29 protein-coding genes are annotated in these 26,057 nt (G+C 69.0%); 14 read left to right on the forward strand and 15 right to left on the reverse strand.

The window, feature by feature from the left end; all coding sequences use genetic code 11:
• Window positions 1–2 precede the first annotated feature (2 nt).
• The 4 genes from ABZV58_RS27025 to ABZV58_RS27040 are packed head-to-tail and all read right to left on the reverse strand — an operon-like array spanning window position 3 to window position 2,743.
• Window positions 3–608, reverse strand: a complete 606-nt coding sequence (locus tag ABZV58_RS27025) for an ATP/GTP-binding protein (RefSeq protein WP_355002963.1) — start codon at window positions 606–608, stop codon at window positions 3–5.
• Window positions 583–933, reverse strand: a complete 351-nt coding sequence (locus ABZV58_RS27030) for a DUF742 domain-containing protein (RefSeq protein WP_355002964.1) — start codon at window positions 931–933, stop codon at window positions 583–585. The genes ABZV58_RS27025 and ABZV58_RS27030 overlap by 26 nt, the downstream gene beginning before the upstream one ends.
• Window positions 930–1,361, reverse strand: coding sequence for a roadblock/LC7 domain-containing protein (locus ABZV58_RS27035; RefSeq protein ID WP_355002965.1), 432 nt, complete (start codon window positions 1,359–1,361; stop codon window positions 930–932). The genes ABZV58_RS27030 and ABZV58_RS27035 overlap by 4 nt, the downstream gene beginning before the upstream one ends.
• On the reverse strand, window positions 1,361–2,743 hold the full coding sequence (locus tag ABZV58_RS27040; RefSeq protein WP_355002966.1) for a sensor histidine kinase: 1,383 nt from the start codon (window positions 2,741–2,743) through the stop codon (window positions 1,361–1,363). The genes ABZV58_RS27035 and ABZV58_RS27040 overlap by 1 nt, the downstream gene beginning before the upstream one ends.
• Before the next feature lie 588 nt (window positions 2,744–3,331).
• On the opposite strand from ABZV58_RS27040, the gene ABZV58_RS27045 reads away from it, so the two are divergent.
• Complete coding sequence (locus ABZV58_RS27045) at window positions 3,332–3,925, forward strand: helix-turn-helix domain-containing protein (RefSeq protein WP_355002967.1); 594 nt, start codon at window positions 3,332–3,334, stop codon at window positions 3,923–3,925.
• On the opposite strand, the gene ABZV58_RS27050 is transcribed toward ABZV58_RS27045, so the two are convergent.
• Together ABZV58_RS27050 and ABZV58_RS27055 are read right to left on the reverse strand one after the other, a co-directional pair.
• Window positions 3,922–4,470 (reverse strand): YceI family protein, encoded by a 549-nt coding sequence (locus tag ABZV58_RS27050; RefSeq protein ID WP_355002968.1) that lies wholly within the window; start codon window positions 4,468–4,470, stop codon window positions 3,922–3,924. The genes ABZV58_RS27045 and ABZV58_RS27050 overlap by 4 nt on opposite strands.
• A gap of 134 nt (window positions 4,471–4,604) precedes the next feature.
• Complete coding sequence (locus ABZV58_RS27055) at window positions 4,605–5,696, reverse strand: LLM class flavin-dependent oxidoreductase (protein WP_355002969.1); 1,092 nt, start codon at window positions 5,694–5,696, stop codon at window positions 4,605–4,607.
• Window positions 5,697–5,838: 142 nt separating this feature from the next.
• Here ABZV58_RS27055 and ABZV58_RS27060 point away from each other — a divergent pair, with 142 nt between their 5' ends.
• On the forward strand, window positions 5,839–6,270 hold the full coding sequence (locus ABZV58_RS27060; protein WP_355002970.1) for an SRPBCC family protein: 432 nt from the start codon (window positions 5,839–5,841) through the stop codon (window positions 6,268–6,270).
• An 86-nt stretch (window positions 6,271–6,356) separates the two neighbouring features.
• Here ABZV58_RS27060 and ABZV58_RS27065 read toward each other — a convergent pair whose 3' ends face one another.
• Window positions 6,357–7,892: a DHA2 family efflux MFS transporter permease subunit gene (locus ABZV58_RS27065; RefSeq protein ID WP_355002971.1), complete on the reverse strand. Its 1,536-nt coding sequence runs from the start codon at window positions 7,890–7,892 to the stop codon at window positions 6,357–6,359.
• Between the two features lie 202 nt (window positions 7,893–8,094).
• Here ABZV58_RS27065 and ABZV58_RS27070 point away from each other — a divergent pair, with 202 nt between their 5' ends.
• Genes ABZV58_RS27070 through ABZV58_RS27080 form a run of 3 tightly spaced genes read left to right on the forward strand, consistent with a single transcriptional unit; the run spans window position 8,095 to window position 10,812 of the window.
• Entirely contained in the window at window positions 8,095–9,312 is a 1,218-nt protein-coding gene (locus tag ABZV58_RS27070; RefSeq protein ID WP_355002972.1) for a hypothetical protein, read from the forward strand.
• A gap of 33 nt (window positions 9,313–9,345) precedes the next feature.
• On the forward strand, window positions 9,346–10,497 hold the full coding sequence (locus ABZV58_RS27075) for a M4 family metallopeptidase (protein WP_355002973.1): 1,152 nt from the start codon (window positions 9,346–9,348) through the stop codon (window positions 10,495–10,497).
• 6 nt (window positions 10,498–10,503) lie between these two features.
• A complete protein-coding gene (locus tag ABZV58_RS27080; RefSeq protein ID WP_355002974.1) occupies window positions 10,504–10,812 on the forward strand; it encodes a protealysin inhibitor emfourin in 309 nt (102 codons plus the stop codon).
• A 21-nt stretch (window positions 10,813–10,833) separates the two neighbouring features.
• Here the strand turns inward: ABZV58_RS27080 and ABZV58_RS27085 are convergent, their stop codons facing one another.
• On the reverse strand, window positions 10,834–11,757 hold the full coding sequence (locus tag ABZV58_RS27085; protein WP_355002975.1) for a LysR family transcriptional regulator: 924 nt from the start codon (window positions 11,755–11,757) through the stop codon (window positions 10,834–10,836).
• 52 nt (window positions 11,758–11,809) lie between these two features.
• Here ABZV58_RS27085 and ABZV58_RS27090 point away from each other — a divergent pair, with 52 nt between their 5' ends.
• Window positions 11,810–12,352, forward strand: a complete 543-nt coding sequence (locus ABZV58_RS27090) for a YaeQ family protein (protein WP_355002976.1) — start codon at window positions 11,810–11,812, stop codon at window positions 12,350–12,352.
• Between the two features lie 162 nt (window positions 12,353–12,514).
• Here ABZV58_RS27090 and ABZV58_RS27095 read toward each other — a convergent pair whose 3' ends face one another.
• On the reverse strand, window positions 12,515–12,838 hold the full coding sequence (locus ABZV58_RS27095; protein ID WP_355002977.1) for a hypothetical protein: 324 nt from the start codon (window positions 12,836–12,838) through the stop codon (window positions 12,515–12,517).
• Between the two features lie 245 nt (window positions 12,839–13,083).
• Here ABZV58_RS27095 and ABZV58_RS27100 point away from each other — a divergent pair, with 245 nt between their 5' ends.
• Window positions 13,084–14,097 (forward strand): DNA topoisomerase IB, encoded by a 1,014-nt coding sequence (locus ABZV58_RS27100; protein WP_355002978.1) that lies wholly within the window; start codon window positions 13,084–13,086, stop codon window positions 14,095–14,097.
• Between the two features lie 57 nt (window positions 14,098–14,154).
• Here ABZV58_RS27100 and ABZV58_RS27105 read toward each other — a convergent pair whose 3' ends face one another.
• The 4 genes from ABZV58_RS27105 to ABZV58_RS27120 form a co-directional block, all read right to left on the reverse strand.
• Window positions 14,155–14,982, reverse strand: a complete 828-nt coding sequence (locus ABZV58_RS27105) for an SDR family oxidoreductase (protein WP_355002979.1) — start codon at window positions 14,980–14,982, stop codon at window positions 14,155–14,157.
• A gap of 39 nt (window positions 14,983–15,021) precedes the next feature.
• Window positions 15,022–15,522 (reverse strand): hemerythrin domain-containing protein, encoded by a 501-nt coding sequence (locus tag ABZV58_RS27110; protein ID WP_355002980.1) that lies wholly within the window; start codon window positions 15,520–15,522, stop codon window positions 15,022–15,024.
• 96 nt (window positions 15,523–15,618) lie between these two features.
• Entirely contained in the window at window positions 15,619–16,593 is a 975-nt protein-coding gene (locus tag ABZV58_RS27115) for an MBL fold metallo-hydrolase (protein ID WP_355002981.1), read from the reverse strand.
• Window positions 16,594–16,667: 74 nt separating this feature from the next.
• Window positions 16,668–17,561 (reverse strand): serine hydrolase, encoded by an 894-nt coding sequence (locus tag ABZV58_RS27120; protein ID WP_355002982.1) that lies wholly within the window; start codon window positions 17,559–17,561, stop codon window positions 16,668–16,670.
• A 119-nt stretch (window positions 17,562–17,680) separates the two neighbouring features.
• Here ABZV58_RS27120 and ABZV58_RS27125 point away from each other — a divergent pair, with 119 nt between their 5' ends.
• From ABZV58_RS27125 to ABZV58_RS27140, 4 genes are all read left to right on the forward strand, one after another.
• A complete protein-coding gene (locus ABZV58_RS27125) occupies window positions 17,681–18,709 on the forward strand; it encodes a LysR substrate-binding domain-containing protein (protein ID WP_355002983.1) in 1,029 nt (342 codons plus the stop codon).
• A gap of 71 nt (window positions 18,710–18,780) precedes the next feature.
• Window positions 18,781–19,341 (forward strand): hypothetical protein, encoded by a 561-nt coding sequence (locus tag ABZV58_RS27130; RefSeq protein WP_355002984.1) that lies wholly within the window; start codon window positions 18,781–18,783, stop codon window positions 19,339–19,341.
• Window positions 19,342–19,477: 136 nt separating this feature from the next.
• The gene (locus ABZV58_RS27135) at window positions 19,478–19,888 is read left to right on the forward strand and encodes a DUF5360 family protein (RefSeq protein ID WP_355002985.1); all 411 of its coding nucleotides are present in this window, start codon (window positions 19,478–19,480) and stop codon (window positions 19,886–19,888) included.
• A gap of 515 nt (window positions 19,889–20,403) precedes the next feature.
• Window positions 20,404–21,609, forward strand: coding sequence for a lipase family protein (locus tag ABZV58_RS27140; protein WP_355002986.1), 1,206 nt, complete (start codon window positions 20,404–20,406; stop codon window positions 21,607–21,609).
• 122 nt (window positions 21,610–21,731) lie between these two features.
• Here the strand turns inward: ABZV58_RS27140 and ABZV58_RS27145 are convergent, their stop codons facing one another.
• A complete protein-coding gene (locus tag ABZV58_RS27145; RefSeq protein ID WP_355002987.1) occupies window positions 21,732–22,856 on the reverse strand; it encodes an alpha/beta fold hydrolase in 1,125 nt (374 codons plus the stop codon).
• A 192-nt stretch (window positions 22,857–23,048) separates the two neighbouring features.
• On the opposite strand from ABZV58_RS27145, the gene ABZV58_RS27150 reads away from it, so the two are divergent.
• The 3 genes from ABZV58_RS27150 to ABZV58_RS27160 all read left to right on the forward strand — a co-directional run bounded on the left by ABZV58_RS27150 (window position 23,049) and on the right by ABZV58_RS27160 (window position 25,447).
• A complete protein-coding gene (locus tag ABZV58_RS27150) occupies window positions 23,049–23,711 on the forward strand; it encodes a TetR/AcrR family transcriptional regulator C-terminal domain-containing protein (protein ID WP_355002988.1) in 663 nt (220 codons plus the stop codon).
• A gap of 71 nt (window positions 23,712–23,782) precedes the next feature.
• Window positions 23,783–24,262, forward strand: a complete 480-nt coding sequence (locus ABZV58_RS27155; RefSeq protein ID WP_355002989.1) for a TrkA C-terminal domain-containing protein — start codon at window positions 23,783–23,785, stop codon at window positions 24,260–24,262.
• 3 nt (window positions 24,263–24,265) lie between these two features.
• Window positions 24,266–25,447, forward strand: a complete 1,182-nt coding sequence (locus ABZV58_RS27160; RefSeq protein ID WP_355002990.1) for a cation:proton antiporter — start codon at window positions 24,266–24,268, stop codon at window positions 25,445–25,447.
• Window positions 25,448–25,482: 35 nt separating this feature from the next.
• Here ABZV58_RS27160 and ABZV58_RS27165 read toward each other — a convergent pair whose 3' ends face one another.
• The gene (locus tag ABZV58_RS27165) at window positions 25,483–25,935 is read right to left on the reverse strand and encodes a hypothetical protein (RefSeq protein WP_355002991.1); all 453 of its coding nucleotides are present in this window, start codon (window positions 25,933–25,935) and stop codon (window positions 25,483–25,485) included.
• Between the last annotated feature and the right edge of the window lie 122 nt (window positions 25,936–26,057).

Here is a 26,057-nt window from a genome sequence, read left to right on the forward strand (position 1 = left end):
TGTCAAAGTCGGGACTCCAGACGGTGGAACAGGAATTCGACGAGTGTGATGAGCGATTGCAGACACGTGCCTCGATGCCGCGCGTCCAACGTGGTCAGTGGTGTGCCCTCGGCGAGATCCAACGCGTCGCGGACCTCGTCGAGGGGGTACTGCTTGGCGCCCTCGAACTGGTTGACCGCCACCGAATACGGCACGCCGCGTTCCTCCAGCACCGAGAGCACCTCGTCGGCCTTCTCGATACGCCGGGTGTCGACCAGCACCAGGGCGCCGAGCGCGCCGCGGGCCAGCTCCTCCCACAGCGGCACGAAGCGCTGCTGACCCGGTGTACCGAAAAGATACAGTGCCAGTTGCGGATTCAGCGTGATACGGCCGAAGTCCATCGCGACGGTGGTCTGCGTCTTGCCCGGCAGACCGGCCATGTCGTCGACGCCGATGCTCGCCTCGGTGATGGTCTCCTCGGTACGCAGCGGCTTGATCTCCGAGATGCTGCTGACGAAGGTCGTCTTGCCGACACCGAAATTGCCTGCCACCAGCAATTTGACCGATCGGGTCACGGTCTCCGGCACATAGTCGACGACTCGTTCAGGCCGAGAGAGCGCGGAGCCCATTCAGTACCTCCTCCAAAAGGGCTATCTCCGGCAGGTTCTCGGCCGGGGTTGGCGTGGTGAGATGGCCGCCGTCCATGAGATCCGATACGACGATCTTCACCACGGACGGCGGCAGGTCCAGATAGGCCGCGATCTCGGCGATGGACAGCACGCCGCGACCGCTGCACAGGTTCATCACGCGGCGTGCGTCCGGGCTCGCGCCGGGCGCGGGAGCCAGCGCCGCGACGACGAGCGTGACCAGATCCAGTTCGCGAGTGGCACGCGAACGCCCGCCGGTGCGCACATAAGCCCGAACCAGGTCGGGGTCGCGGCGGGACCTGGTCATGACAGGCCGCTGTCTGTCCTCTGCCGCGATTGGCTGCCGAGTTCGTGCCCGACGCGCCCGGCCAGTTCGTTCATCCGGTGCGCGATGAGGCTGACGTCGATGTCCGCGGTGGTCGAGACGCCGAGCAGGGCGCCCTCCCCGGCGGCGGTGATGAAGATCATCCCGTCGTCGTATTCGGTCATGTTCTGACGTAGGCCCGTTTCCGGTCCGCCGCAGAACTCGCCTAGCGCCTTGCCCAGAGACCGCAGGCCGGAGGCGGCCGCGGCGAAGCGTTCGGCGTCGTCGCGGGCGATGCCCTTCGAGTGCGCGATCCGCAGCCCGTCATCGGACAGCAATACCGCGAACCGGACGCCTGGAATGCTGAGATCCTCGAGTAGCCAGCCGAGCTTGTTGCTGCTGTCGGCCACGGTGGTAGTCGGTGTGCCCATCAAGGTGTCATCCCTTCCGTGTGTTCGGCGGCGGCGGCGCGGCCGCTCTTGGAACCTGTGTGCCATGCGGCAGCGATATCCGGCCTCGCGGGCTCGCCGGAAGTCCTTGCGCGCGTGCCGATCGCGGGCGCCACCTCGCGGCGGCGCCGCTTCGGCAGGCCGCCCTCGGTGATCTCGTGCACCGCGAACGCGCTGTCCTCCGGCTCCTTTTCGCGCGGTGCGGGCGCCGGTTGGGGCGCGGGTGCGGGCGCGGGAGCCTCGACCGGGGTGGCGGCCGTCGTCGTCTTGTCGCCCCCGCTCGGTGCGGCGAGCAGGGCCTCGGGGATGTACACCATCGCGCGCATGCCTCCGTAGGCGTTGGGCCCGTCGATGTAGACCGTGAACCCGTAGCGACGCGCGAGGGCGGCGACACCGGGGAAACCGACCTTCGGCGACGGACCGAGCTGGTGGATGTCGACCGGGCGCTCGTTGGCGAGCACCTGCCTGGCCTCCTCCATCTGCTCGGCGTTCATCCGCACGCCCGCGTCGTCGATGATGACGGTGACGCCGTGATGTCCCTCCTGGAAGCTGACGTCCACGAAGGAGGTCGGCGGCGAGTAGCGCAGCGCGTTGTCGAGCAGGGTGGCCAGGGTGTGCACGAGCGGTTCCACCGCTCGGCTGACGACCACGCGGTCCAGCTGGGTGGTGCGCACCCGCAGGTAGTCGCGCACGCGGCCGGTGGCGCCGCCGACCACGTCGGTGAGCGACTGCGCGGGCCAGCGCCTGCCGGGCAGGCCGCCACAGACGATCACGTAGGACTGCGCCTGGCGGATCATCTGCTGGACGGTGTGGTCGATCCGGGTGAGCGTGGCGTAGACGTCGTCGTTGCGGTGCTGGCGCAGCGCGGCGCTGACCACCTGGCTGACGTCGGCGCCGAGACTCACCACGGAGGTGCCGAAGGAGCGGACCGCGCCACTGGTCGCGTCGCGGGCGGCGGCTCCGACCTCGGCGCGCACCGCCTCCTCGGCGGCGTCGATCGCCTGCCTGGCGTGCGCCTCGGCGTCGACCATCGTCCGTTCCCTCGACTCGGACTGCACGAGGCGCAAGTCGTCGGCGTAGCGATCGCCGATCCACTGCAGGCACTGGGCCAGTCGCGAATTCTGCAGTCCCGTAGGCACTTCGATCGTGCTGGTCGGCGGCTCGTAGCGCCGGACGGCGTCGGTGATCGCCGGCATGGTCTGCCCGGCGAAACGCTCCAGCGCCTCGTCACGTTTGCGCTGGTCCTCCAGCAAAGACTCGGCTCTGGCCCGCTCTCGGCGCAGCGCGGCGATCGTGTACCCGACCGCGACGACAAGCACCGTGGCGAGGATCCATGGAAGTAGTACGGCGATATCCAGATTCATCAGTTCTCTCGTCGTTGACGGGATCGAGCCTCCCCCCGATGCACCGCCCCCGTTAAGGTCCCCGTCCGAACCCGCACCCTGCCACCACAGATCTCCGTCTTGTCTTTCCGAACGACACCGATCGTGTGACGCCTGATCGGATCCATTGCGCGTCGGAGGATCTGGCGCTCGCGGACAAGCACCACCGGAGGCTCACCGCTCACCTCACAGTGCCCGCAGCGCAGGCGATCAGCGAATCGATCACCGACCGACCGGAGCCAGTCCGACACGCCCAGAACCCGACGACTCGCCCACCCTAGCAGCATCACAGCGAAGTCACGACGGATCCTGATGACCGGCTTCGCAATTCGTAGCAAAATCCAAACGGGCACAGGAAAACCCAAGCAGCGCAGTTCATTGCGGCCGCCGAGAAGTGGCTGTTCGGAGTGAAATCGAACAGTCGGGCTGCCATTGTTCGCCGAATTCGCAACGGTGCCAGGGAACCGCTCCGCGACCGACGTCGCGGCGCGCACGGTCGGGCGCCGTGGCGGCTGCCGCCGGACCGCCACCGGTGCCGAAGCCCGTCTGTCCAGCGGTTACGCTGGCTCCATGACGGCCCAGACGGATTCCACTTCCGCTGCACGGGAAAGGATCCTCGCCGCCGCCTACTCGCTGTTCACTCGCCGCGGTATCCGCGATGTCGGCATCGACGAGGTGATCGCTCGCGCGGGCATCGCCAAGGCGACGCTCTACCGGCACTTCCGCACCAAGGACGATCTGGTGCTCGCCGTCCTGCGGCGCAGGGAGAAGCTGTGGACCTTCGGTTTCGTCGAGGAGCGTTCCCGACTACTCGGGCAGACCCCCGAAGAGCGGTTGCTCGCCATCTTCGATGTCTTCGACGAGTGGTTCAACGGCCCGGATTTCGACGCGTGCACGTTCATCAACGTGCTGCTGGAGATGGGCGCCGAGCATCCGGCCGGGCGCGCGAGCATCGAACACCTGGACAACATCCGCGGTGTGGTGCGGGCCCGCGCGCACAGCGCTGGTCTCCGCGAACCCGACGAGTTCGCCAGGTCATGGCACATCTTGATGAAGGGCTCGATCGTCTCCGCGGCGGAGGGCGATCGACAGGCCGCGCGCCGCGCTCGCGAGATGGCGCGCGCCCTGATCGCCGCCCACCGGCCGGGGCAGACCTCGACCTAGCTCTGGAGACCGGCCTCGATCTCCAGCGTGAGGGCCACCTTGTCGCCGATGACCGCGCCACCATCCGGCAGCGGCATATCGATGTCGAGGCCGAACTCGCGGCGGGAGACCACGGTCTTGGCCTCGAAGCCGGCGACCGGGCCGTTGCCCATGCCGGGGTTCACGCCGAGGAACTCCACGTTCAGCGAGACCGGCTTGGTGTTGCCGCGGATGGTGAACTCGCCGTCGACGACGAATTCCTCGCCGTTCACCCGGAATCCGGTCGACTTGAAAGTCATCAGCGGGAACTGCTCGGCGTGGAAGAAGTCGGCGGTGCGCAGGTGGGCGTCGCGCTGTTCGTTGTCGGTGGTCAGCGAGTTCACCCGGATCTCGGCCTCGGCCGACGCGGCGCCGTCCTCGCCGATGACGAGCTTGCCCTCGAAGTCGGTGAACCGGCCGCGGACCTTGCTCACCATCAGGTGGCGTACCGAGAAGCCGACGGTCGAGTGGGTGGGGTCGATGACCCAGGTGCCCGCGGTCAGTCCCTTGGCGATTGCGGTGGTCATGATGTTCTCCTTCGGTTGGTAGAAATTTCAACTAGTGCGGCGGTCGGGTGCGACGTCCTCGGCGTCACCCGGTGTTCTTGCGCACCCGGCCGGTGCGCGGCTTTCCTCCGGTCAGCCCGGCAGGCGTCCCGCGGTCACGAGACGGGCTCGGTCGCGGTGCGCGCGGCGAGCAGTGACGCGTGCGTCGGTGCGTCCGGCACGTGCGCGGGCTTGCGCGCGGCGAATTCCCTGCGCAGCACCGGAACCACCTCCTCGCCGAGCAGGTCCAGTTGCTCCAGAACGGTTTTCAGCGGCAGCCCGGCGTGGTCGATCAGGAACAGCTGGCGCTGATAGTCGCCGAAGTGCTCGCGGAAGGTCAGCGTCTTGTCGACGACCTGCTGCGGGCTGCCGACGGTGAGCGGGGTCTGTTCGGTGAACTCCTCCAGCGAGGGGCCGTGGCCGTAGACCGGCGCGTTGTCGAAGTACGGGCGGAATTCGCGCACCGCGTCCTGGGAGTTCTCGCGCATGAACACCTGTCCACCGAGACCGACGATGGCCTGATCGGCGGCGCCGTGCCCGTAGTGCTCGTAGCGGCCGCGGTACAGCTCGATCAGCCGCTGGAAGTGCTCCTTCGGCCAGAAGATGTTGTTGGCGAAGAAGCCGTCGCCGTAGTAAGCGGCCTGTTCGGCGATCTCAGGACTGCGGATGGATCCGTGCCAGACGAACGGCGGCACGTCGTCGAGCGGGCGCGGGGTCGAGGTGAAGGACTGCAGCGGCGTGCGGAACTTGCCCTCCCAGTCCACCACGTCCTCGCGCCAGAGCCGGTGCAGCAGATGGTAGTTCTCGATGGCGAGCGCGATCCCGTCGCGAATGTCCTTGCCGAACCAGGGATACACGGGTCCGGTGTTGCCGCGGCCGAGCATCAGGTCGACGCGACCGTCGGCCAAGTGCTGCAGCATCGCGAAGTCTTCGGCGATCTTGACGGGATCGTTGGTGGTGATCAGCGTGGTCGCGGTGGACAGCTGGATGCGGTCGGTGCGCCCGGCGATGTAGCCGAGCATGGTGGTCGGCGAGGACGGCACGAACGGCGGGTTGTGGTGCTCGCCGGTCGCGAACACGTCCAGGCCCACTTCCTCGGCCTTCTGCGCGATCGTCACCATCGCCTTGATCCGCTCGGCCTCGCTGGGGGTGCGGCCGTTCGTGGGATCCGCGGTGACGTCACCGACGGTGAAGACTCCGAACTGCACGAGGCCTCCTCGGACTAATTGGTTGACTTGGCAACCATAGTAACTCCGCTGCGGCGTCGCCTATTCCGACGTGACAGGGCTCACAGATCGCCACCGCGATCGGAGTCAGGTCGAACCGCCGGTACCGGATACCATGCGCGGCATGGCAAAGCTCAAGGTCTCCGTCGACGTCCCGATCAGCCCGGAAGAGGCGTGGTCGCACACCTCCAACCTCGCCGAGCTGGACAAGTGGCTGACCATGCACGAGTCGTGGCGCGGCGAGGTGCCGGAGACGCTGACGGTGGGAACCGAGCTGGTCGGCGTCGCGTCGGTCAAGGGCATGCGCAACCGCGTGACGTGGAAGGTCAAGACCGCGGAGCCGCCGCGCAAGCTGGTGCTCAGCGGCGCGGGCAAGGGCGGCACCAAGTTCTCGCTGGGACTTCTGGTCGCCCCCAAGGGCTCTGGATCCGAGGTGACCGTCGACATCGAACTCGGCGGGGCGCCGCTGTTCGGCCCGATCGGCTCGGGCGTGGCGCGCGCGGTGAAGGGCGACATCGAGCGCTCGCTGGACAAGTTCGTCGCGCTCTACGCGTAACCGCTGCCCGATCACGGCCGGAGCGAAACGATTCGGGTCCACGGCGTATTCGCCGCGGACCCGAATCTGTCGCCCTGACGCCGGACTCAGTGCACGAGCACCTTCGCGTCGGCGTCCTGGGTGTTCGCCGGTTTGGTCCGCGGCAGGAAGAACGCCGGGACCAGGGTCAGCACGATGAGGACCAGCGCGACGATGTAGGTGTCGCTGAACGCCTGCGCGGCCTGGTCCAGGCCGGTGGCGATGGCCTCCGGTCCGAGCTGCTGCGCGATGGCAGGATCGGAATTCGCGGCGATCGCCGGGCCCGCCAGGGTCTGGTCCTTCAGCAGGTTGGTCAGCACCACCGACATGGTCGCGGTGCCGATCGAGCCCGCGGTCTGGTTGATGATGTTCATCAGCGTCGAACCGCGCGCCACCTGCTGGTGGGTCAGCGTCTGGATGGCGGCGGTCATGATCGGCATCATGGTGCAGCCCATGCCGAGACCCATCACGAGCAGCGCCAGGCACATGATCACGTACGACGTGTCCGCCTCGAGCTGGGTGAAGAAGGCGGTGCCGACCGCGAGCAGCACGATGCCCAGCATGACGATCTTGCCGGGACCGTACTTGTCGACGAACCGGCCCGCGATCGGCATGGTGAGCATGGCGCCGAGACCCTGCGGCGCGATCAGCAGACCCGCCGCGAGCGCCGACTCACCGCGCACCTGCTGCAGGTAGCTCGGCAGCAGCAGACCCGCGCCGAAGAAGGCGATGGCGAACAGCACCATGGTCAGCACCGAGGCGGTCAGCGCCTTGTTGCGGAACAGGTGCAGGTCGATGAGCGGATGCTTGGTGCGCAGCGCGTGGAAGACGAACGCCACCAACAGCACGAGGCCGATCGCGGCCGGAATCAGCACCTTCTTCGCGGTGACCGTGCCCGCCTCCGGAATCGTGGAGACGCCGTAGAGGAACAGCGCCAGACCCGGCGAGGCGAGCAGCATGCCGAGGAAGTCGAACGACTCCGAGGGCTCCGGCTCGTCGGCCGGGAACACGAGGTAGGCCAGCACCAGCGCGACGATGCCGATCGGCAGGTTGATCAGGAAGATCCAGTGCCAGCTGAACGCGTCGATCAGCCAGCCGCCGAGGATGGGGCCGCCGATCGGGCCGAGCAGCATCGGCACGCCGAGCACCGCCATCACCCGACCGACCCGCTGCGGGCCCGCCGCGTGGGTCATGATCGTCATGCCGAGCGGCATCAGCATGCCGCCGCCGATGCCCTGGATGACGCGGAAGGCGATCAGCGACTCGATGTTCCACGCCGTACTGCACAGCAGCGAACCGAGCACGAAGAACGTCAGCGCGGCCATGTAGAGGCGTTTGGTGCCGAACCGGTCCGCCGCCCATCCGGTGAGCGGGATGACGGTGGCGAGTGCCAGGGTGTAGCCGGTCATGGTCCACGCGGCGATCGCGTAGCTGGTGCCGAACTCGATCTGGAAGGTAGGCAGCGCGACGGTCACGACGGTGATGTCGAGGATCGACATGATCGCGCCGAGCACGACCACGCCCGCCACCTTGAACACGGCGGCGTCCAATGTGTCCGAGGACGGATCTTGTCCCGCCGCCTGAATATCCGGAGGTTGTGTCACCGGTTAAGAGTGGCACTTTCTCGCCCGAAGAACCAGACGATTTCACTCGCGTCGCGGGACCGAAATCGCCGCGACGTGAGTAGTGCGGACGCGGTTTTGGCGTAGTCGCCTACGCGTGGCGCGCAGGGCGCACCGGCGGAGACTTCTAATCGCACGCCCTTCGGGGAGCGCGAATTCCAATCTTTCGATTCAGGGGCCCGACATGCCGCGCAGTCTTCGTTTCACCGACCCACCCAGCACTCCCGAGCAACTCGCCGCGACGCCGCCCGATCGCGAGGCCGAGCCCGCGGACGGCCTCGTCTTCGAGACGACTGTCGACGTCCCGGCCGACGGCGCCGACATCGAGCAATCCTCGGTCGTCGTCCGCGGCTTCGACGCGGGCGCCCCGACGGAGCAACCCGCGACCGAGGTCCGAATCAGCTACCGGCCGAGCCGGATCGGCGCCCGCGCCATCCCGCCCGCGGTGCCCGCGGAGCGAGTCGATCCCCCGGACGCCGAGATCGTGGCGCGCGAAGAAAAGCGCCTGGAACGCGAACTCGACGGCAAGGTCGCGACGCCCGAACAGCTCGCCGACCTGGAATCGGCCATCGCACGCGCCACCGCCGAGTTGCCGCGCGTCAGCACCGACGCCGGGGTGCCCAAGCACCTTGCGGTGCGCTCGGTTCCCGAGCCGATGCCCGAGGAGGTGCGGGCGACCCGCTTCCCCACCGCCCCGGCGAACCCGTCGCTCGACGCACCTCGTCCGACGACGGTCTTCCTCCCCGAGAACCGCCAGGTGCTGTGGGACACCGCCTACCCGTGGGGCTGCAACGGCCGGGTGACCACCGGTAACGGTGCCGGTTCCGGCGTCATGGTCGGTCCGAGGCACCTGCTGACCGTTTCGCACGTGATGGTCTGGAACAACGACGGATCGGTGGGCTGGCTGGAGTTCGTGCCCGCGTTCTTCGATCGCGAGCCCGGGCCGTTCGGCAAGGCGCACGCGATCCGGACCTACTACCACCGCAAAGTCACCGGCGGTCTCGACGAGGACGAACGGCGCCACGACTACGTCGTGGTAGTGCTGAACTGGCGGATCGGTGACCGGACCGGGTGGCTGGGGTCCAAGTCGTACACCGACGCGTGGGACGGCCAGACGTGGTGGAGCCACGTCGGCTATCCCGCCGACTTCGGCGGGCTGCGCCCCACCTGGCAGAGCAGCATTTCCCTCGACGGCCACAACTCGCAGGCCGACTCGAACCAGGAGATGCACCACTGGGGCGATGTCGCGGTCGGCCAGTCCGGCGGCCCGTTCTTCGCCTGGTGGGACGGGGTTCCGCACGCCGTCGCCGTGCAGAGCTCGCACGACAGCGGACGCAACTACGCGAGCGGAGGTTCCTACATTCCGAACCTGATCAACCGTGCTCGTACCGAATTCCCCTGACAAGCAGTCCTTTTAGCAACGAAGGGAACGATCGTGACCACACGCCGCAACTGCATCATCCCGCCCTATCTGCTGGATCTTCTGCTCCAGAGCCCGAATCCCGACGTCCGCGGCGCCGCGATCGAAACCCTCGTCTCGGACACGCGCATGCGCACCGAGCGGCGCCTGACCGCGGTGTTGCCCCTCGCGGCTCCGCCCACCGACGCCGCCCGCACCGTCTTCGACTGCCGTTCGTCCCGCAATCTCGCCGCGGCCCGCCAGGTCCGCGGCGAATCCGGCGCGGCGGTCGCCGACGCGTCGGTGAACCGAGCCTTCGACGGTCTCGGCACGACGCGCTCGTTCTTCTCCGAAGTGCTGCAACGTAAGTCGATCGACGACCGCGGGATGCAACTGCACGGCTACGTGCACTACGGTCGCCGATACAACAACGCGCTGTGGGATGGCAGCCGGATGATCTTCGGCGACGGCGACGAGCGGGTGTTCACCGATTTCACCAAGTCGCTCGATGTGATCGCCCACGAACTCGCGCACGGCGTCACCCAGTTCACCGCGGATCTCGTCTACGAGAGCCAGCCCGGTGCGCTCAACGAGTCGATGTCCGACGTGTTCGGCTCGTTGGTGAAGCAGTGGAACGCGAAGCAGACCGCCGACCGAGCGGATTGGCTGATCGGCGCGGACGTCTTCACCCCCGCTGTCGCGGCCGACGCGTTGCGCTCCATGAAAGCGCCGGGCACGGCGTGGAACGAAGCGTTGTTCGGCAAGGATCCGCAGCCGGGCCACATGGACGACTACGCCGATCTGCCCGTCTCCGAGGACGGCGACTGGGGTGGCGTACACATCAACTCGGGAATTCCCAACAAGGCGTTCTACCTGGCCGCCGTCGAAATCGGCGGCTACGCGTGGGAGGCGCCGGGGCACATCTGGTACGAAGCGTTGCGGAACGCCCACGGCCGGACGGAATTCCAGGAGTTCGCCGAGCTGGCCGTAGCCGGGGCCGGGCGCCTGTGCGGCGCGGGCAGCAGGGAGCAGGATGCGGTGCGGTCCGCGTGGGCGCAGGTCGGGGTCGACGTCGCGGAGCGCCGGGACGTGGGCAACGGCGCGGCGGTGGACCAGATCGCCGATCTGACAGCGCAGATCAAGCAGCTGTGCGACCGGGTCGACCTGATCTCCCACGAGCGGCGCTGATCGGGCGTGGTTGCCGTGAAAGTCACGCTGACCACGTCGGGTGGGCACGTCCCCGGCCTGCCCGCCCGGCCGACGATCGTCGACTCCGCCGCGCTCGCGGCGGCCGACGCCGATCGGCTGGCGCGTGCCGTCGCGGCGGCGGTCAGCGCGGACGACACCGCACTGCGGACATTTCGCGCACCCGATGCCGCGACCTATCGCCTGACGATCGAAACCGCTGACGGCACCGATGTTCTGGTCGGCTCCGACGGTGCGCTGAGCCCGGCGCTCGCCGAGTTGCTCGATGTGGTCGAGCAACTCGGCGAGCCCTCCTGATCCACATACGTCGGCGCGAGATCACCAGTCCCGCGCGGCGAGCAGCAGATGGCGGCGCACCCGTTCGACGTGGCGACGCGGCGAACTTCCGGGACGTCGGGCCAAGAAGGCGGTGTTGATCGGCGGGTCCTCCGGTTCGAGCAGCGCCGTCACCGCACCGGAAGCGAGTTCGCGCGCACACAGGTAGCGCGGCACCACGCTGACGCCCGCGCCCGCGACCACCCCCGCGAGCACCGCGCGCAGATCGCCGACGATCAACGCGGGCTCGGCCGTGAGGCGGGTGTCGAAGACGTGGCGCCAGTAGCGGCGCAGGATCGGCAGGTCGGCGGCGTAGCTGAGCAGCGGCAGCCCGGCCAGCGCCGTGGGATCTCCGGCGCGCAGCCGCGCGGTGTCGACGCGCCGCGCCACGGCGGGGGCGGCGACGAGGACGAATTCCTCGTCGGCGAGCGGTTCGGCGAGCACTGTGCGCCCGCGCGGGCGGGTGGTCGCCACGACCAGGTCGTAGGTTCCGGCCCGCAGACCGGCGAGCAGGTCGTCGGTGAGGCCCGCGGTGAGTGTCAGCCGGACGCCGTCGGCCACGAGCGGCGCCAACGCGGGCACCACCATGGCGGCAAGCAGTTCGGCGGGTCCGGCCAGCAGCACCGGCGGTTCGGGCAGCGCGGCCTCCGGCTCGGCGCCGCCCGCGATCGCTTCCAGCTCGTCCATCGGTCCCGCCAACCGAGCGGCCAGCTCGTGCGCCGCGGCCGTCGCCGCCACGCCGCGCGGCAGCCGATCGAACAGCGGACGACCCAGCCGCCGCTCGAGAATCTGCAATTGCGTGGTCACCGTCGGCTGCGACAGCCCGACCTGCGCGGCGCCCGCCGTGATCGACCCCGCGCGGTACACGGCGAGGAAGGTCCGCAGGTGCGCCAGCTCCGCCACGCCATTGGTCCGCCGATCCGCCACGGCGAAAGTCTATTGCCCCGCCGATAGCACCCGTCGCTAAGCTGTTGCTCCTATGGCTCTCAGCGCGACACTGCACACGTTCACCGTTCATCTGGCCGATGTCGATCGCGGCGTCTACGAGGAGCTGGAGTTGCGGGTGGCGCGCCACCCGTCGGAAACGGCCGAGTTCATGCTGACGCGGCTGCTGGCCTACTGCCTCGAGTACGAGGAGGGCATCGCCTTCAGCGACGGCGGCGTGTCCTCCACCGACGAGCCCGCCGTGCTGGTGCGCGACCTCACCGGCCGCCGCACCGCATGGATCGAAGTCGGCGCACCCGACGCGGACCGCGTGCACCGCGGCAGCAAATCGGCCGAACGCGTCGCCATCTACACCCACCGCGACCCCGCCAAGGTGCTCGCTCAACTCACCGGCAAGCGCATCCACCGCGCCGCCGACATCCCCCTCTACAGCTTCGACCGCGCTTTCATCGACGCCGCCGTCCCCGTCATCGACCGCCGCAACACGATCACGCTCTCGGTCACCGAACGCCTGCTTTACCTCGACCTCAACGGAACGATCCTGAGCACACCGATCGAAGAACACCGCCTCACCTGACCGCGGGTGAACGGCGGTGCGGCACGCGGTAGAGAGAAGGGTTGGGCCGCAACCGATTCGGTATCCGTGCGAGGCTCGCTGTGACCGATGCGGATCGAAGGACGACAACGGCCCTCCGCGCACTGGGCAGCGGAGGGCCGTGGTAAGCGAGGGGCGGAACGGTTACCTGCACACCCCGTCGAAGGCGGTGCCCTCGCGGGTGACGACGCCGTCCAGGATCGAGCACGCCGTGCCGTCCGCGACGGGCACCCGCACGACCGCCAGCGTGCGCGGATCCACGCACGGCGCCTTCGGCGAACGGAAGCCCGCGGCCGCCAGGCTCGTGTTCAGCTGGTAGCCCGCGGACTCACAGGCCTCCTTCGCCGCATGCAGGTAGGCGTCGGTGGCGGGGTCCGCGGCGGCGTACCCGGCCCCCACCACGGGGAGCACGGCGGCGATGGCGGCTCCGGCGAGGAGGGTGATCCGGCGGTGTGCGAGTTTTGTCATGGCCGAGATCTTATGGGCTGAAGTCGGTTTCATGAACAATTCGGCCTGCGAAATCGCATACCGGGTCCTGCAGGGCGGGACAGGCGCGCGTTCGGCGCACACGAGGCCGCACCGACGGGGGTGCTTCCGGCCGGACACGAGCAGCTAGACAGTAGCCGATCGCACTTTTGCCGAGCGTCGAACGGGGTAGATCGGAAGGGCGGGCGCGGCGAACGCGCCCGGGGCAGCCGAGGGAGGTCGGTCGCATGCGATTGCGACGCAGTACACCGTACGGCCCCGGCCTGCGCCGGATCGGCCGCGGCCGCGGCTTCTCCTATCTCACTGCCGAAGGCGAGCCGGTGTCCGACCGGGAAGAACTGGAACGCATTCGCGCCCTGGTCATCCCGCCCGCATGGCGGAAAGTGTGGATCTGCCCCTACCCGAACGGACACATCCAGGCGGTCGGCGTGGACGCGGCCGGCCGCAGGCAGTACCTGTACCACGAGCAGTGGCGGCGCGAACGCGACGAGGAGAAGTTCGACCGCGTACTCGAGCTGGCGGCCCGGCTGCCGCAGCTCCGGGAGCGGCTCGGCGCGGACCTCGACCGCCGCGGCCTCGATCGGCACCGGCTGGAGGCGCTCGCCATCGGACTGCTGGACCGCGGGGTGTTCCGCATCGGCGGCGAGGAGTACGCCGAGGAGAACGGGACGCGCGGCGTGGCAACGCTGCTGAAGGAGAACGTGGAACTGCACGGCGACGAGCTGGTGTTCGATTTCACCGCCAAGGGCGGCATCCGGCGACAGGCCCGCCTCCGCGACGCGCGGTTGGCCAAGGTGGTGCAGACCGTGCGGCGCAGCCGTACCCCGTCGAAGCGGCTGCTGACCTACCGAGACAAGACGGGCTATGGCGAACTGCACGCCGACGACATCAACGCCCGCTTCCGCGAACTCACCGAATGCGAGTGCAGCGCGAAGGATCTGCGCACCTGGCAGGGCACCGTACTGGCGGCCGTCGGCTTCGGACAGGCCGATCCGCCGTCCTCGCAGCGCGGCCGCAAACGCGTCGAGCGCGCGGTGACCGAGCGCGTCGCGGCGGAACTCGGCAACACACCCGCGGTCGCACGGAGCGCGTACATCGATCCGCGGGTGGTCGAGGCGTTCGAGGACGGCGTCACGATCTCCGACGCGCTGCGGCGGGCCGCGCGCCGCGAGTCGGAGGACGAGCGCAGGGAGCTGACCGAGCGGGCTGTCATCCGCCTGCTGCGCCGCCGCGCCGGATGATCGACGCCGGATAGCCGGGTGATCGACGCCAATGCTCGGCACACCGCCGCCTCGGGTTCAGACCTGCCGCCACTTCTCGTCGTCGAGCATCACGCTGGCCTGCGGTCCCATCAGCAGCATCCCGCCGTCCACCACGAACGACGCGCCGGTCACGTATCCCGCGGCGGGTGTGGCCAGGAACGCGACGACGGACGCGACCTCCCGCGCGTGGCCAGGACGGCCGAGCGGCACGCCGGGGCGTGGCTGCGAGCGCGGGTCCACATCCTCCTGACCTGTCATCGGCGTCGAAATCTCCCCCGGCGCCACGGAATTAACCGTGATGTCGTATTCGGCGAGTTCCAGGGCCAGCACCTTGGTCAACGCGCCCAGCCCCGCCTTGGCCGCGCAGTACGGCGCCGCGCCGACCAACGGCGCGTGCTCGTGCACGCTGGTGATGTTGATGATGCGGCCGCCGTGCCCGCCCTCGATCATGTGCTTGGCGGCGCGCTGCGAACACAGGAACGCACCGTCCAGATCGACCGAGAGCACGTGGCGCCAGGTGTCGAAATCCATGTCCATGGCCTTCTGCGCGGAACCCGTCCCCGCGCAGTTGACCAGGACGTCCAAGCCGCCGAGTTCGTCGGCCAGCTCATCGATGACCGCGGCGGAGGTGGGCAGGTCGCCGAGGTCGAGCTGTCGCACGGCCGCCGAGACGCCGCGCTCGCGCGCCTCCTCGGCGGTCCGTTCGGCGCCCTCGGCGTCGGTGTGAAAAGTGATGCCCACGTCGGCGCCGCCACCGGCCAGCGCGACGGCCACCGCCGCGCCGATACCGGAGTCCGACCCGGTCACCACGGCGCGCAGCGGCGCGCCCGCACGTTCTTCGGGAAGCGGAGCTGTAGTAGCCATGCTCGCGGCATACCCGACCGCCCTGCCGTCACACTCCGATCACGAGACGACGGCGTCGACGGCCTTCTTCAGCGCCGAGGGCTGGGCGGGCGAGGTGGGCGCCTTCTTGCGCAGCTCGATCATCCGCGCGCCGAGTTCCTGCAACTGCTTGCGGCCGAGGTGTTCGCGCACCTGCGGGAACCACTCGTTCTCCTCTTCGTCGATGTGGTGGTCGACGTTCTCGATGAGCACGGTGGCCTTGGCGGTGAAGTGCTCGTCTTCGGGCTTCATGGCGGCCAGCTCCATGACGAGCACGTCGGCCACATGGTGCTCCTCGTAGGACTCGAGGATGTCGTCCTCGAGTTCGGGGACGAGCTTGCGCACTTCGGGATACATGCACTCGTTCTCGAGATAGGTGTGCACGGTCAGCGCCTCGATGATCTTGTCGACCACTCGCGCCTTGGTGGTGTGCGCGTCCGACCCCGCTTTCTCGAACTCGCGGAACAGTTTGCGGATCGCCTTGTGATCCTCGCGCAACAGCACGATCGCGTCGGTGCTCATCGGTGACTCCTCCATCGGGACGACGGCTACCTGACTTCGCTGCCGTCATTCCCGTTCGCCGCGCGCCGAAACCGGCTTCGGCCTCGCCTCCTTCGATCAGCCGAACCGGTACGGCCTCAGATATTCGGGCACGATCACCTCCGTCTCCGGGCTCGCCGCGCGCACCGCGGCGATCAGCGCGTCGCGGCGCTGTGCGCTCTCGTCGTCGGTGCGCGGCGGGTTGGCCAGCGGGGATTCGAAATCGTCCCAGTGCACCGGAACCACTGTGCGCGGGTGATCCAGCGCGCGCATCAGCCGCGCGGCGTAGTCGTGCGTGGCGTCGCTGCTGTTGACCGCGATCATGGCGACGTCGGGCGCGGCGCCCGTCAGGTTGCGTTCGACGAAATCGCTTGCGCCCATGAAGAACACCGACGGCCCGCCGTCGACGCGCAGCAGGAACGCCAGCGTGTCGCCCTCGGGCAGATCGGCGATGGTCGCGGGGCGTTCGGGTCGGCTGATCCGCACGCCGGGGAAGGTGAGCGAATACCGGCCGGTCCGGCTGTGCAGCGAACCGACGATCTCCACGGTGTAGCCCCCGAAGTCGAGCACCTCGCCGCCGCGCACCACGCTCAGCTGGTCGGACGGCACGTCACAGGCCTGCGCCACGTGATAGGTCGTCACGGTGCCGAAGACTCGAGCGCCGCTGCGCGCGGCGATGTGCGGCACGTCGTTGAAGTGGTCCCAGTGGGTGTGCGTGACGAACACGTACTTCGGGTTGCCGATGTGCGGATCGATCGCCGCGGGATCGACCCGCAGCGGCGCGTTCGCGTCGAAGGCGCCCGCGGCGAGACCGACCGGATATCTGCTCAGGTACGGGTCGATGAGCAGCGTGTCGCCGCCGATGTCGACGCGCCAGCCCGAGACGCCGAGCCAGCGGAATTCCGCGTTCCCAGCGCCGGGCAGGCGGACGGGTTCGCCGGAATCCCGGCTCGAAAGGAACGCGCCCGCGCCCGCCGCGCCGACGGCCGCGACTCCGGCGCCCGCGGCGGTGGTGCGGAACAGGGTGCGCCGGTTGATCCGTGGAGATGTCATGGCGACGAGACAAGCAGGCCGCCGCGGGTCACGTCCAAGATCGAAAACCCGGCATGCCGATACGCGATCGGATATCAGACCTGGTCAGAACTATCGCGGAGGGCGTCGACGGCGAGCCGCGCCGATCGCGCCATGGCCAGGTCGACGTCGATGCGTCGAGTGGCGAGCTCGTCGCTGCGCGCGAACACCGCCACGGCGTAGCGCCCGCCGTCCGGGTACTCCAGGACGCCCGCCTCCATGTGCAGTCCGGGCAGCGTGCCGGTCTTCGAGGCGACCAGCACCTCGTCCGGGAACGCGGCCGCCAGCCGGGTCCAGAACATCTGGCGCCGCAACAGATCTCGGGTAGCGGCGCAGGCCGCCGGACTGCCCGCCTCATCGCGCCAGATCATGCCGAGTAGCCGGGTGATCTCCCGCGCGGTGCTGGAGGTGGTGTGTTCCGGACGGAAGACCCGCATGTCCGCCACCCGCTCCCTGGGCAGGCTCGGGAAGATCGCGGCGAATTCGGCGGCGGTGCGCGCGCCCGCGTCGGCGAACATCGTCTCCAGCAGCTGGCGCGGTCCGCCGATCACCCGGGTCGCGCCGAGCCCCAGCTCGGCGGCGAGCAGCGCGGGCGTGTCCGGTCCGATCCGGCACAGCAGCAGGTCGGCGGCCGTATTGTCGCTGACCGACATGGTGAAGTAGGCCAGATCGCGCAGCGACATCTCCACGTCGTCGGCGCAGCCCGCGGTGCCCCAGCCGCCGAGCCGGTCCGCGGCGCGCACCAGCACGCGTTCGGTCGGGTCGAGCTGACCCGCGTCGACCTGCCTGCTGAATTCCAGGATCAGCAAAATTTTGAAGATGGAGGCGATCACCACCTGGTCGTCGGCGTCGACGCCGATCTCGCGTCCGTCGGCCAGGTCGACGGCATGGAACCGGCCGCGCACCGGCAGCTCGGCAAAGATCTCACGGATGCGCTCCTCGGGTGACACAGCGGCCACGCTACGCATTCGCTCCGGCCGTGCGCGGGGCCGATGACGAACATCGTCCGCCAGCGCCCATCGACCGGCCGCGCCCGAGCGCCCGATATCCGATCGCATATCGTCGGCCGATGGATCTCACGCGACACCTGCGCCATTTTCTGGTGGTGGCCGAGGAGATGCATTTCGGCAGGGCGGCCGAGGTGCTCGGCATCGCGCAGCCGCCGCTGAGCCAGTCCATCCAGCGGCTGGAACGCGAACTCGGCGTCGCGCTGTTCGACCGCTCTCGGCGGGCCGTGCAGCTGACGACCGCAGGGCAGCTGCTGATCGAGGAGGCGCGCGCACTGCTCGCGGCGGAACAGCGGTTGCGCACGGTGGCGCGCAAGGCGGGCGACGGCAGTCTGGGAACGCTGCGCGCGGGTGTCCCACCGGACACACCCGCCGCCGTGCTGCACCGCCTGCTTCGCGAACTCGCCGAGCATGCCGCCGGACTCACCGTGGACCTGCACGAACTCACGACCGCCGAACAGCTCCGTCTGCTCGCCACCGCGGAACTCGACGTCGGACTGGTCGAGCATCCGGTCGACGCGCCCGATCTGCGATACGGGCCGACCGCCGAACTGCCCCTCGGCGTCGCGCTGCCCCGCACCTCGCCGCTGGCCCGACTGCACGAGGTGAGTCTCGCCGACCTCGCCGGACACGAGCTGATCCTCTTCCCTCGGGCCACCGCTCCCGGCTGGCACGACGAATTGCTCGAGGTGTGCCACACACACGGATTCGTTCCGGGCCTGGTCCGGCATGCCCGCAATCCCGAATTCCTGCTCGGCCTTGTGCTTTCGGGCAACGGTGTCGCGCTCACCCGGGAGGCGCTGGCCCGACGCGAGCCGAGGGTGGCCTGGCGTCCCCTCGTCGACCGGCCGCTGCGGCTGCGCGTCGGCGCCGTGTGGCCCGACACCTCGCCGCACCCCGCCGCGCCGCGCTTCGCGCAGGTCGCCGCCGAAGTTCTGAGCGAAGGCGCCGGGCCACTTCCGGTGCCCGCACCGGAGGCGCCGACCGGACCGTGGTCGTTGGTCTACGCCGTTCACCCGGCGCAGCAAAAGCGTTTCGCGAGTGGAGATTTCGCAAAACCGCCCGTTTCGCACGGTGGGACGCGAGAATGAGTACGGCCGAGAACCGGCCTCTTGGGGACGCATCGGCTGTCTTGCCCGAACGACACACGTAGGGAAACACGATGAGAGTCAATCAATTCGCCGCTTCCGCCCTGCTCGCGATCGGGGCCATCGGCATATCCGCGGGCGCCGTCAACGCCCAGCCCACCGGTCCAGCCGCCGAGGTGTCCGTGCGCGGCGCCGACCAGGGCATCGGCTACACCGCCGGGCCGACCTCGGACGGCAGCGGCATCGTCACCACCGTCGAGGGCGGCGCGTTCACGCTCGCCGGTGACGCGCGGACGGTCACCCTCGCCGACGCCTCGGGCCGCATCGTCGCGACCCTGCCGATGGGCTTCACCACCCACGGCCAGACCTTCGGCCTGACGCCGCGCATCACCGACGCGGGCCGTACCCTCACCCTGACGCCGGTCGGCGCCCCGGCCGCGACGACGCAGCACCTGCGCCAGCTGGTCGATTACGACGAGACGGTCGCGCGCAAGCAGCACAACGCCGTGGTCGGCGCGCTCATCGGCGCGGGTATCGGCGCGGTGCTCGGCTTCTTCCTCGGCGGTGTCGGCGCGCTGGTCACCGTTCCGATCGGCGCGGGCATCGGCGCACTGATCGGCTTCTCCACGCCCTGACCGACATTCGCGGGGCGCCGTCACCGAGCAAGATCGGTGACGGCGCGCCGCCGCGTCCGGCCTCGACCATGCTCGCCACGGGGCACCTCCCCGCGCCCGCCCCGCTCCGGATGGCCCGCCGCAGGAGGCATTTCCCATGGCCGACGCCCGCTTCGCCCGCACCAAGCGGATCATGCTCTGGACCGATCTCGGTTTCCTCGCGTACTGGGTCGCGACAGCGCTCGGCGCGCTCAGCGTCGGTACCGATCCTTTTCTGCGCCAATGGAACTGGTCGTTCCTCGGGCTCGACCTCGCCGCCATAGGCATCGGACTCGCGAGCCTGGCCGTCGCAGGCAGGCAGCCCGCGCTGGCCGAGCGGATGATGCTCGTCTCGCTGACCGCGACGGCCGCCGCGGGACTGATGGCCCTGAACTTCTACCTGGTGCGCTGCGAATTCGACCCGGCATGGTGGATACCGAACGCCTGGTTGCTGTTCTTCCCGATCGTCGCCATGACAACGATGATGGTCACTTCCGCGGGACGCGGGCGAATCCCCGATGCTGGATGATCGCTACCGCTCGTTCCGAGCGGGGGCACTCCCCCGAGCATGATTGTTCCCGCTGATCACGGCCGGTTCGAAGCAGATATCGACGAGGCTATGTTGGGTTCGAATTCTCCTCGGGCGCAACGATCTTCGACCCATACCCGCAGGTCGCGACCGGAAACACGGACAGCATCACCCCTGTGAAATCGCATCACGGATCTACCGTTCCATTGTGAGAATCACCAAGTTCGGTGTGTCGTTATCCTCGATTCGATCTTGGTTGCGATATGTTCGCCGCGGATAGTGGCCGTCGCCTGCGGCCTCGGGCAGCCACGGAGACGAAGGAGGTGCGCCAAGCCTCGCACGACCATCCGCCGCGAGGGGCGATGGCGTGCACGCGTCTCCAGCGACCCATTCCATTTCGACCGCGCTTCACGCGGTGACCGAAGTCGCTCCACTGCGTCGTTCCCACCTTGTCAAATACGTCACCGATGTCCGCCGCGGCCCCTCATCCCACGGCCGTCCATCGGCGATGCCCAATGGACGAAAGAAAGACCGTGTCCAGAGTCACGACTCGAATATTGATCCTCGTCTCGAGCATCCTGTCCCTAGGCGTCCTGTGCGCCCCGGCGCAGGCCGATCCCCTTTATCCCGAACCCGATCCGGACCCGTTCTACAGCGCGCCCGCCGAACTGGCCGCGTTGCAGCCCGGCGACGTCGTCCGGACACGCAAGATCGACACCGGCCTCTACGTCGGCACCGAAGGCTGGCAGGTGGCCTTCCGCTCCACCAATTCCGGTGGCAATCCCATCATGGGCATCACCACTGTCCTGCTCCCCATCGGAGTGAGCAACCCGCCCCTGGTCTCCTACCAGGCATTGATCAATTCCCTTGGCTCCCGGTGTAATCCGTCGCGCTCGCTGTTCAACGGCGAACTCCAGGACGCGCCGGGCGCGTTGCTGCCGATCGGCCGCGGCTGGGCCGTCTCCCTGCCGGACTACCTCGGCCCGACCGTCGCCTACGGCGCGGCCAAGCTCAGCGGCATGGTCACGCTGGACAGTGTGAAGGCGGTGCAGAAGGTCGCCGAACTCGGCCTCGGTTCTTCGCAGGTCGCGATCGCGGGCTACTCGGGCGGCGGCATGGCCACCGCGTGGGCTGCCGCGCTCCAGCCGACCTACGCGCCCGACCTGAAGCTGACCGCCGCCGTCGCCGGTGGCATCCCCGCCGATCTCGAGCAGATGGCGCTCGGCCTCGGCTTCGAACCGCACCCCGGTTTCGGCCTGGCCTTCGCCGCCGCGATGGGGCTGGAGCGGGAATACCCTGAGCGGCTGCCGATCTCGGATCAGCTGAACCCGAACGGCCTGTGGTTCCGCGAGTTCACCCACGACGCCTGCCGCCGCTTCCTGCTCTTCCACGGCGCCTTCCGCAGCGCCGACCAGATGGCCGCGTCCAAGAGCCTGATGGACAGCCCCGAGGCGCGAGAAGTGCTGCACGAGAACAGCTTGCGCCACTACGAAGGCGTGCCGACCGTGCCGACCTATCTGTGGCAGGGCCGCTACGACACGCTGACGCCGTTCGACTCGGTCGCCGAGGTCGCTGATCGCTACTGCAAGGCGGGCGCCCCGGTGAAGCTGGTGACCTACGACATCGCGGAGCACATGACCGCGGCCGCCGCCGGATTCGCCGACGCGTGGAACTACGTCGAGTCGCGCTTCCGCGGTGATCCGGTGCCGACCAGCTGCTGACCCGGTATCGAACCGAAAGGGGACGCCCCGCCATCCGGCCGGGCGTCCCTTCTGTCGTTCCGGGCACCCGACGGCGCGGTGGCACCGCACTGTCCGCCCGATCCCGGTGCGTCACCGACCGGTCAGAGCGAACCGCCGCCGCCGATCATCCACGGGTTGAACGCGCACGTCAGCTCGATGGACGCCTGCGGGTCCAGGGCGCGCAACGCGATGGCCGCGGCGCGCGGCGAGTACATCAGCGTCAGGTGATCGGACATGTCCTGCTCGCAGCCGTCCTGCAGCGCGATGTTCTGCACCGGGGCGTCCGGACCCGGTTGCAGGAAGGTCCATTCGAACGGGTTCGAGATCTGGTCGTGCCTGGTGCCGATCGCGGTGTACTCGATGCCCGGCACGGTGTCGCCGTCCCGGTTCAGGTGGGCGTAGAACTCCGAACCGACGACCTGCTGGATGTTGGCCGCGCCGATCAGTGGCCGGTAGAAGCCGAGGATGGGGATGCCCAGGTTGGTGATGAGCCGTCCCAGTGTCGCCATGCCCATCAGCGAGGTGCCGTGGTTGGTGCCGCCGAAAGAGATGAGCTTGCCGACCTTGTCCGCGCCGCCTTCGAATTTCAGGTACTGGCTCGAGACCGGTCCGCCCTGGGAATGCGCGATGATGTCGACCTTCTCGGCGCCGGTGGCGGCCAGCACGGTGTCGACGTACTCGCGAAGCTGACGGGCCGAATCCTCCATCGGGCCGACGCCGTAGCGGCCGGGCAGGAGCGGTCCGAGGCCGCCGCCCTCGAACAGGCTCGCGCGGCCGAAGTTGAAGGTGAAGACGCAGTACCCGGCGCGGGCGACCCGCGGCGACAGGTACGCGAAGGTGTCGTAGGCGTTCAGCCAGGTGCCGTGCACCAGCACCACCGGGCGCGGATGTTCCGCGCTGGGACGACAATTCGGCTGGTTCGCACCTGCGGGGGCCGCGTCGGGATGGCTGAGGCCGTGGGCGAAAGCCGCGAGGAAGGCCGACACCTCGGGCCCCTCACCCGCCACCCGGGAGGCGTGGCTGCGCCCGGCCGAACCCGAGCCGCTGCCCGAGCTGCTTCCGGTGTCCACGATGGGCTGCGGCTGCCTGCCGTCCGGCGCGGGCCGCAGCCCGGCGCGGACCAGATCGGCGAGCTGCTGCTCGACCGACACGCCCACGGTGGGCTCGGGCGCGGCCGCCGCGGGACCGATGGCGTGGGTCGCGCCGAGAACCGTCACGCCCGCCACGACGGCTGCCGCGACGACACCCCGCAGTCGGCCTATAGGTCTATGTCTGACTCGTGCAAGAGAGACGACCCGCATGGAATCACACTCCAAAACTAGCGGTGAAAGTTTCCAAGGCGACCGTAAGGCCGATAAACTAGCAGCGCAAGTTTTTGTCTCCTGCGACAATGCTGCGACAGGACAAGGAGGCAAACCGTGGCCCGACCCCGCCACCCACTGCTCAACCGAGCGCGCATCGTGGCCACCGCACTGGCACTGCTCGACGCCGAGGGCATGGCGGCGGTGTCCACCAGGCGCATCGCCGCCGAGCTCGGCGTTCAGGGACCGTCGCTGTACAACCACGTCGGCACCAAGGACGAACTCATCGATGCCATCGCCGACACGGTGCTCGGCGAGGTCGACACCGGAATGTTCGCCGCGCTCGGCCCGGAGAACCCGGATTGGCGTACGGCACTGTGGGATTGGGCCTACTCCTACCGCGCCGCCATGGCCGCCCACCCGAACATCGTCCCCGCGCTCGCGGGCGGCCCCGGGCATCGCCCCAACGCGCTGCGGATCGCCGACGCGGTGTTCGGTGGCTTGGTCGCGGCGGGCTGGCCGCGCCGCGAGGCGACCAAAGTCGGCGCGCTGATGCGCTATTTCATCACCGGCTCCGCGCTCGCGTCGTTCGCCGCGGGATTCCCCGCCGACGCGACGGTCTACGGCGGCGACTACCCGCACCTGAGTGAAGCCCATCTGCTCGCCGATCGGCAACATCGCATCGACGAGGACGCCTTCGAGGTGGGGCTGCGTGCGCTGTTGGACGGACTCGGCGACCGCTATCGCACGGTGCGCGACGCGCTGTCCGATCGCCCCTGATTCGCCGCCGCCCTCCGGCGACCGTTCACGCGACGCGGAACGAGCCCGAATTGTCCGGATAGGGTGGAGTCGTGAACGTAGAGGTAACACCCTTGCCGGGTATTGGTGTCCGCAAAGATTTTCCGTTGAAGAACAACCGACGCGTCGGCGTGATCGACCACCGCGACGGCACTTTGGACCTGATCGTCAGCAAGCCCGACAACCCCGACGTCACCGAGCAGATCTCGCTCACCCGGCGCGAAGCGTCGCTGCTCGCCAACTTGCTCGGCGCACCGCAGGTGGTCGCTCAATTGCAAGACGAGCACCGCGCATTCGACGGGGTGATCACCCGGCAGCTCACCGTTCGCCCGGGCTCGCCCTACGACGGCAGGCCGCTCGGCGACACCGCGATGCGGACGCGTACCAAGACGTCCATCGTCGCGCTCGTGCGCGCCGGGCACGTGATCGCCTCGCCGGGACCGGAATTCGCGTTCGCCGCCTTCGACGTCCTGATCGTCGTCGGCACCGCGGACGGTCTAGCGGCCGCCGCCATCATCCTCACGGACGGCTGAGGCGTGGTGGCACACGAAACCGCGCTCTCCCTGATCCAGCTGGGCGCGGTCTTCTTCGGCCTCGGCCTGCTCGGCCGCATCGCCGCGCGCATCGGCATGTCGCCGATCCCGTTCTACCTGGTCGGCGGCTTGATGTTCGGCACAGGCGGTCTCGTCGAACTGGACCATGTCGATTCGTTCATCCATCTGGCCAGCGAGATCGGCGTCGTCCTTCTGCTGCTGCTGCTCGGGCTGGAATACACTGCCGCCGAACTCGTCACCGGCCTGCGCCGATCCTGGGCGGCCGGTGTGGTCGACATCGTGCTCAACGCCACCCCCGGCGTGCTCGTCGCGCTCTTCCTGGGCTGGGGTCTGACCGGCGCCATCGCGATGGCGGGCGTCACCTACATCTCCTCGTCGGGCATCGTCGCCAAGGTGCTCAACGACCTGGGCAGGCTAGGCAACCGGGAGACCCCCACGATTCTGTCCATCCTGGTGTTCGAGGACCTGGTGATGGCCGGTTACCTGCCGGTGCTGACGGCGGTGCTCGCGAGCGCGGGGTTCCTGGCCGGTCTCACCACCGTCGGAATCGCCCTGCTCGCCGTCACGGTGGTGCTCGTGGTCGCGCTGCGCTACGGGCGCTACGTCTCGATGATCGTGGACAGCGACGATCGCGAGATCTTCCTGCTCAAGCTGCTCGGCTCGGCGCTGCTCGTCGCGGGTCTCGCGTCCGCGCTCCAGGTCTCGGCCGCGGTGGGGGCGTTCCTGCTCGGTATCGCGATCTCGGATTCGACGGCGCACAACGCCACCAAGATCCTGGAGCCGTTGCGCGACTTGTTCGCCGCGCTGTTCTTCGTGCTGTTCGGGCTGAGCACGGATCCGTCGACGATTCCCCCGGTGCTCGGCTGGGCCTGCCTGCTCGCCGTGGTCACCACGGCCACCAAGGTCGCCACCGGCTGGTGGGCCGCCAAACGCGCGGGCACCTCGCGGTACGGGCGGGCGCGCGCGGGCACGGCGTTGGTCGCGCACGGCGAGTTCTCCATCGTCATCGCGGGATTAGCGGTCACCGCGGGCGCGGTGCCGACCGAGTTCGCGGCGCTGGCGACGACGTACGTACTGCTGATGGCGGTGCTCGGCCCGATAGCGGCGCGTGTGGTGGAACCCGTTCTGGTGTGGCGCGACCGTCGCGTGGCCCGTCCCGTCTGACGAGCGACCCTCCCGGAACGACCCGGCGCGGCCCCTCAACGTAGCGGGGCCGTCGTGGTGTTCGACCGGCCGACGTATTCGTCGTTGAGCAGGTGATAAGCCTGCCCCAGATCGGTCAGCGCACGCCGCCAACGGATTTCGGAGTCGCTGCCCGCGGGGTTGCGGCTCAGCTCCAGCAACGCCGTCGTGGCGTCGGCCGACCGAGTGGCCGCGGCGAGCAATACCGGCGCGGGCTCGGCGGTCGCGTCCTCGGCCATCGCGCCGATGCGGTCGTGCAGCTCCGCGGCGTCGGCGCACATCCGTTCGGCCGGGTCCTCGGCCACCGGAATGGCATGGCGCGGTTCGCCGCCGACCACGTGTCGCAGCAGACCGACCAGCAGCGCCCGCTCCGCGGCGGCGTCCCTCGGTCCGTCGAAGGGCGGGTCCACCGCGTCCGGGTCGATGTGCAGTATCGCCAAGACGGCCCGCAACTGCGCGATGGTCACCACGTGCTCGGCCCCTCCCTGCCCTGCGCCGGGCGACCGATGTGTTCGTCCGCCTGGAATGTCCCCGTCACCGCACACCCCTTCTCGTCGGCCGCGCGCGACGCGCGAACCTCCGTCGCCGCCGG

It is taken from the genome of Nocardia sp. NPDC004654 (genome assembly GCF_040609595.1).
GTDB lineage: Bacteria > Actinomycetota > Actinomycetes > Mycobacteriales > Mycobacteriaceae > Nocardia.